Source organism: Mesorhizobium sp. M7A.F.Ca.CA.001.08.2.1, assembly GCF_003998455.1.
Taxonomy (GTDB): Bacteria; Pseudomonadota; Alphaproteobacteria; order Rhizobiales; family Rhizobiaceae; genus Mesorhizobium; species Mesorhizobium ciceri.
The window spans coordinates 1-6,602 of record NZ_RZPW01000319.1; the positions used below are offsets into that span (position 1 = coordinate 1).

General features: G+C 60.6%; 7 protein-coding genes and 1 pseudogene. 6 read left to right on the plus strand and 2 right to left on the minus strand.

Going from position 1 to position 6,602, the window contains the following annotated elements; genetic code table 11:
• The 4 genes and pseudogenes from EN914_RS39990 to EN914_RS19170 all read left to right on the plus strand — a co-directional run.
• Positions 1–178, plus strand: a pseudogene (locus tag EN914_RS39990) (DNA polymerase III subunit delta'); the annotation flags it as partial.
• A gap of 90 nt (positions 179–268) precedes the next feature.
• Positions 269–1,819 carry a methionine--tRNA ligase gene (metG, locus tag EN914_RS19160; protein WP_024505517.1) on the plus strand — a complete coding sequence of 517 codons (1,551 nt, stop codon included), beginning with the start codon at positions 269–271 and terminating at the stop codon, positions 1,817–1,819.
• Positions 1,819–2,613 carry a TatD family hydrolase gene (locus tag EN914_RS19165; protein WP_024505518.1) on the plus strand — a complete coding sequence of 265 codons (795 nt, stop codon included), beginning with the start codon at positions 1,819–1,821 and terminating at the stop codon, positions 2,611–2,613. Before metG ends, EN914_RS19165 begins: the two co-directional genes overlap by 1 nt.
• Positions 2,614–2,616: 3 nt before the next feature.
• A complete protein-coding gene (locus EN914_RS19170) occupies positions 2,617–3,444 on the plus strand; it encodes an MBL fold metallo-hydrolase (RefSeq protein WP_013531573.1) in 828 nt (275 codons plus the stop codon).
• 4 nt (positions 3,445–3,448) lie between these two features.
• Here EN914_RS19170 and EN914_RS19175 read toward each other — a convergent pair whose 3' ends face one another.
• Both EN914_RS19175 and EN914_RS19180 read right to left on the minus strand, forming a co-directional pair.
• A complete protein-coding gene (locus tag EN914_RS19175) occupies positions 3,449–4,210 on the minus strand; it encodes a GNAT family N-acetyltransferase (protein ID WP_013531572.1) in 762 nt (253 codons plus the stop codon).
• A 301-nt stretch (positions 4,211–4,511) separates the two neighbouring features.
• A complete protein-coding gene (locus EN914_RS19180) occupies positions 4,512–4,994 on the minus strand; it encodes a RidA family protein (protein ID WP_024505519.1) in 483 nt (160 codons plus the stop codon).
• A gap of 193 nt (positions 4,995–5,187) precedes the next feature.
• Here EN914_RS19180 and EN914_RS19185 point away from each other — a divergent pair, with 193 nt between their 5' ends.
• Together EN914_RS19185 and EN914_RS19190 are read left to right on the plus strand one after the other, a co-directional pair.
• Entirely contained in the window at positions 5,188–5,880 is a 693-nt protein-coding gene (locus EN914_RS19185; RefSeq protein ID WP_024505520.1) for a TetR/AcrR family transcriptional regulator, read from the plus strand.
• 311 nt (positions 5,881–6,191) lie between these two features.
• The coding region (locus tag EN914_RS19190; RefSeq protein ID WP_127389202.1) for an SDR family NAD(P)-dependent oxidoreductase at positions 6,192–6,602 on the plus strand (411 nt) is incomplete at its 3' end.

Below are 6,602 nucleotides of genomic sequence, written 5' to 3' on the forward strand. Positions count from 1 at the left end.
GTTGTCGGACGCGGCAAGTCAGGCAGCACTGGCTGGCGATCTCGCACGAGCCAAAACGCTGTCGGACACTTGGCATGAGGCGCTGGACGCTATATCTGAGACCGATACTTACAATCTCGATAAGAAGCAGCACGCCTTGATCATGATCGACCGCCTGAATTCTGCAATGCGAATGTGACTGGGTTTCCTGGATCGGGATGGCAAATGCTGCCTCGATACGATATCCACCGCCACGCCTTTCCATTCAGACATTCATGACGGTTCATTCATGTCACGCGACAAATTCTACATCACCACCCCGATCTTTTATCCGAACGGCAAGCCGCATATCGGCCACGCCTATACGGTCATTGCAACCGACGCCCTGGCACGCTTCCAGCGCCTGGACGGCAAGGACGTCTTCTTCCTGACCGGCACCGACGAGCATGGCCTGAAGATGCAGCAAACGGCCGAGAAGGAAGGCATAACGCCACTGGCGCTGGCCGACCGCAATTCGGCGATTTTCCGCGCAATGACCGAGGCGATGGGCGGCTCGAATGACCAATACATTCGCACGACCGAACCGCGCCACTACGAATCCTGTCAGGCGATCTGGAAAGCGATGGCCGCCAATGGCGACATCTATCTCGACCGCTATAGCGGCTGGTATTCGGTGCGCCAGGAAGCCTATTTCGACGAGAGCGAGACGACGCTCGGCGACGACGGCGTGCGCCGCGAACCGCTTGGGTCGCCGGTCGAATGGAACGAGGAAGAAAGCTATTTCTTCCGGCTTTCCGCCTATCAGGACAAATTGCTGGCGCTTTATGAGAGCCAGCCCGACTTTGTCGGTCCGACCGAGCGCCGCAACGAGGTGCTCAGCTTCGTCAAGTCGGGGCTGAAGGATCTGTCGATCTCGCGCACGACCTTCAAATGGGGCGTGCCGGTGCCAGGCGACGACAACCATGTGATGTATGTCTGGGTCGACGCCTTGACCAACTACATCACCGCCGCCGGCTATCCCGACACAAAGGCCGAGCAATGGCACTATTGGCCGGCCACGCACATCATCGGCAAGGACATTGTCCGCTTCCATGCGGTCTATTGGCCGGCATTTCTGATGTCGGCGGGCATCGAGTTGCCAAAGCGCGTTTTCGCGCATGGCTTCCTGTTCAACCGCGGCGAGAAGATGTCGAAATCTGTTGGCAACGTCGTCGATCCATTCGCGATGGTCGAGCACTACGGTCTCGACCAGGTGCGCTACTTCTTCCTGCGCGAGGTGCCGTTCGGTAACGATGGCAGCTACAGCCATGACGCGATCGTCAACCGCACCAATGCCGATCTTGCCAACGGCCTCGGCAACCTGGCGCAGCGCTCGCTGTCGATGATCGCCAAGAACTGCGGCGGCGTGGTGCCGCAGCGCGGCGAGCTGACGGATGCAGACAGAGCGATCCTGGATCAGGCCGCCGCCGCGCTCGACACCGCGCGCAAGGCGGTCGCCGAGCAGGGCATCCATCTGGCGCTGGCAGCGATCTTCGGCGTGGTGGCGGAAGCCGATCGCTACTTCGCCGGCGAGGCACCATGGGCGCTGAAGAAGACCAACCCGGCGCGCATGGAAACGGTGCTATGGACGACCGCCGAAGTCGTGCGCCGCGTGGCGGTGCTGTGTCAGCCCTTCACTCCGGGCTCGGCCGCGAAACTGCTCGACCTGCTGGCGGTGCCGGCGGAGAGCCGCGATTTCGCGCATGTCCACGCGGACCATGCGCTGGTGCCGGGTACTGCGTTGCCCGTACCGGAAGGCGTGTTTCCGCGTTACGTCGAACAGCCGGACGCGAACGTCTGATGCTCGTCGACAGCCACTGCCATCTGGATTTTCCAGATTTCGCCGAGGAGCGGGCGGCCATCGTCGCCCGCGCTTTAGCCGCCGGAATTGGCCGTATGGTGACGATCTCGACACGCGTGAAGCGTTTTCCGCAAGTACTTGAGATCGCTGAAATTTTCGACAGAGTCTATTGCTCTGTCGGCACTCATCCGCACAATGCGGCCGAAGAACTGGATATCACGGTCGAGGAGCTTGTGCGGCTATCCGCGCACCCGAAAGTAGTGGCCATCGGCGAGGCCGGTCTCGACTATTTTTACGACAAGGCGCCACGCGATGCACAGGCGCAAGGCTTTCGCAATCACATCGCCGCCGCCCGTGAAACGGGGCTGCCGCTGGTCATCCATTCGCGCGATGCCGATGCCGACATGGCTGATATTCTCGAGGACGAAACAGGGAAGGGCGCCTTCCCCTTCATCCTGCATTGCTTTTCTTCCGGGCGCCGGCTTGCCGAGGTGGGCGTCGCTCTCGGTGGCTACGTGTCGTTCTCGGGCATCCTGACCTTCAAGAATTCAGCTGAGTTGCGTGCCATTGCCGCCGATGTCCCGCATGCCCGATTGCTGGTCGAAACCGATGCGCCCTATCTGGCGCCCGTGCCGTTTCGCGGCAAACGCAACGAGCCCGCCTATGTCGCCCATACCGCCAAGGTGCTGGCCGAAACGATCGGGGTAAGCAAAGCTGAAATCGCCGATCTGACCACAGATAATTTCTTCCGGCTGTTCGGCAAGATGCCGCGGCCTGCAGAGCAAAGTGCCTGAACGATGACTGACCGGCTGCGCCTCACCATTCTCGGCTGCGGCTCGTCCCCAGGTACGCCGCGCATCACCGGCGATTGGGGCAATTGCGACCCCGACAACCCCAGGAACCGGCGCACCCGTGCCGCCGCGCTCGTCGAGCGGATCGCGGCGAACGGCAGCCGAACGACTGTCGTCATCGACACGGGGCCGGATTTTCGGCAGCAGATGCTGCTGGCCGGCGTTAAACGTGTCGATGCGGTCGTCTATACCCACCCGCATGCCGACCATATCCATGGCATCGACGATCTGCGCGGTTTCGTCCTCGATCAGCGCCAGCTCATCGACGTCCATGCCGACAGGGCGACGATGCTTCGGCTGCGGGAAGCGTTCGGATACTGTTTCGAGACGCCGCAAGGCAGCTCCTATCCGCCGATCGTCAGGCCGCATCTCATCGACCACACCAGGCCGGTGGTCGTTGAAGGAGAGGGGGGTACCCTCACCCTCGAGCCGCTGCCGCAGATCCACGGCGACATCGTATCGCTCGGTTTCCGCATTGGCGGTCTCGCCTATTGCCCCGACATCAGCGACTTTCCGGAACCCACCGCCGAACGGCTGGGCGACCTCGACGTGCTGATCATCGACGCGCTGCAGTACCGGACGCATCCAAGTCATCTGTCACTTGGCGAAGCGCTTGAATGGATCCAGCGGCTGGCGCCGATACATGCGGTGCTGACACATATGCACGTGCCGCTCGACTACGTCTCGGTGATGGCCGAGACACCAGCCAATGTCGAACCCGCCTATGACGGCATGGTTATAGAAATCCCTTATGAATCAGCACGATGCGAATAGAGCTTCATGAGGGCTTTCGGCTCCTTGGTGCAAATATCAGCAGCGTTCCGATCCGCTCGTAGCCCATCCGAGGATAAAGCAGCGCCCCGGCATGGGTTGCTGCCAGCACCGAGTACCTTGAACCGCGCGCGCGATCGTCGTGCAACATTTTCGATATCAAAGCCTGACCAATGCCGCGACGCCGGTGCGACGGCTCGACATACATGCTCGAACACCAGGTGGCTCCCACGGCATCCAGGCTGCGAACGCGCCCAACGATGTCGGCGCCATCGATTGCCACATACTGGCGGAACGGCGCGGTGTCGCCGAGCAAATCGTCTGGGATCGGCTGCCGGCGGATGATCTTTCCCAACTGTGCCGCCCGTTCGGCCGTCTGCACGCGTTCGACCGAAGCAACCGATGGCGGGTTCGGAATCCGGTGCAATCGGTGGACGAAAAAGCCTTCGGTCCGCAGCAGCCGGTAGCCGAGAGCTTTGTAGGCGGTTCGTGTCGGCCCGTCCGGATCGTCGTTCGCGATCACAACGGAAATGGCAAAGCCCGGCCGTGCATGCTGCCGCACGACGGCATCGGTCTCTTGAGCGGCGACGTCATGGACGACCCATTCTTCGCCGCGGTAATCGCGAGGATTCTTGCGTTCGGCATCGCGCATCAGCCACAATGGTCCAACCCGGCTGGCCTCGTAAGGAAAGGTGCGGCTCCTGTCAGCGCTGAAGCCATGCACGAACACTTCGATTGCCGCTTCGATCTCGCTGTTTGCCATCTTCATTTCGACAGCCTAGCGTTGGCGATCCGCTCAAGGCAATACGCCACAATCGGCTCAAGCCTATGAGAACCAGCGGCAATTTACAGTTCTTGGCCCATGCGTTAGTTCCATAATCTATCTTATGCGACTTTTGGATACGGCGAGCGGCATGGATGCGGCGGTCCCCGACTTCACTTTCCAGTTCCCTTGGAGGCTTCAGCCTGGAGACACGTCAGGCTTGCAAACATCGGCTCGATATTGTGAGCGCGCAGCCGTCGGCAGCGCGCTCGACTCTTTGTTCGAACGATCGGGTCAATCGGAGCGACTATTCCAGAATAACGGTGGCCTCCACCTCGAAAAGAATGGGATCGATTGCAAGCTTGGGAACGGGAACCAGAGTCTGCGCCGGCAGCGCCTCGCCGAACATGTCCTTGACGTTCCTGGTCAACACCTCGAGCTTGGACATGTCGTGGTCGACCACGAAGACCGTGAGCTTCGCCACCTGATCCGGCCTGGCGCCGATGCCCTCAAGCGCAGCATGCAAATTTGCGTAGGCCTGCTTCACCTGGACGGCGAAATCCGGTGACAAGGCTCCTGTGCTGTCTTGGCCGCCCTGCCCGGAGATGTAGGCGATCCGAGCTCCGAGCGGTGCGATTACGGCGGTGCTGTAGCCATTCGGCGACGGGTCGTAGAGCGCCTGTGGATTGACAATAGTCAGCTTGAACTCGTTCGCCGGCGACGCAGTGGGGACTGCAATGGTCATGATGATTAGCCCTCCGATAAGCAGATGCTTGATTGCGCGTGACATGGTTTTTCGCTTGGCTCCGCAGCCTGCGAGCAACCCTACCCTGGCGCCTGCAGATTGAACTTTAACCTAATCGCTACGTGAATCGTGCGATGTACGAGTCATCGTATGGTACGTCGTACGAGTCAATCGTTCAAGATCGACATTTGTCGCGTTGCCGGTCAAAATCGATGTTCTGAAAAAGCGAGGACGACGGATGGTAGCCAAACGCAGCGGCGCCCGGAGCAAAGGAGATCAACAGAGCGTGTCGCTCCAGCCCGTGCAGCAAGCGAGCAGCGAGCCGCCGCTGTCTCGAGAGCGTATCGTGGCGACCGCGGTGGAACTGCTGGACGCCCAGGGCATAGACGGATTGACAATGCGTCGGCTGGCCGATCGCCTCGGCTCGGGTGTGATGAGTCTATATTGGCACGTCGACAACAAGGAGGATGTCTTTGATCTAGCAGTCGATTCGGTGCTCGAACATCGCGGATCGCCTGAAACAGGTGAGTCTCCGGACTGGCGCGGAGACGTCGTTCATATGCTCGAAGACTGGCGCGCCAGAATGTTGCGCCATCCTTGGTCGGCATCGCTGTTGCGGCGCCGGGCGCTCGGTCGGAACATTCTCGGTCGCCTGGAAATGCTGAGCAAGACCTTGTCCAGAGCCGGTGTTGCGGACGCGGATCTGAACGCCGCGATATGGTCGCTCTGGAACTATGTGATGGGCGCTACCCTCACCCGGGCAAGCTTCGACCTCTCGGAAGAAGACAGGGCAGCCGCACAGCAGCGTCTTACACATCTCAGCGAACACTACCCGACAATCGAACGCTCTCGTCTGCTGTTGGACAACGATTGGGATGGCGCCTTCCGAAGAGGCCTCGACTTCCTGCTCGACGGCCTCTCGCCAAGATAGAATTCCGGCGCTCCGCCCGGAGCAGACCGGATGGCGCTGCTTTGCGCATGCCAGTTTGACGCAAGTGCTTCCCAGTCCACATCGTCACGTTTGGCTCGCCGCCAGGGCGGCGCAGCAGCGGGCAAGCCCCAGGTGCTCGATCCCATCGCGGCGGTGGCTGGTGCGGCTGCATTGCAGCTGAATTGTTGCAGTTGGCGATGTCGTCGCCACGCATTGCCAACCGCTGGTCGGAATCCTCTCTGCAGTCGATCTTTTGCGCAAACCTTTTTGGCCGACATGCGTTGTTTTCTCTCCAAGCCAAGGAGACGATCATGCAGATGAAGTCGGAAATAGCCGGTGAAGCGGCCAAGCAGCGCCATATCCAACGTGGCATCGATGCCAAGGACAAATCGAAAGGCGATGGGAAGCTGCAAGGCGCCATGCAGGCTGGCGCCCGCGAATATCCCGAGCCCCCTTTCCCTGAGCAACATCAGCCCAAACCGGGACATGAATGGGCCATAGAGCCGGCGCCGCTGTACGATGCGCCTTACTATCTCGGATCGAAAAAACTCAACCAAAAGGTAGCGCTCATCACGGGCGGCGATTCGGGCATCGGCCGCTCGGTGGCGGTGTTGTTCGCCCGCGAGGGCGCCGACGTCGCGATCGTCTATCTGGCCGAGGACAAGGACGCTGAAGAGACCAAATCCGCGGTGGAAAAGGAGGGACGACGCTGCCTCCTGGTC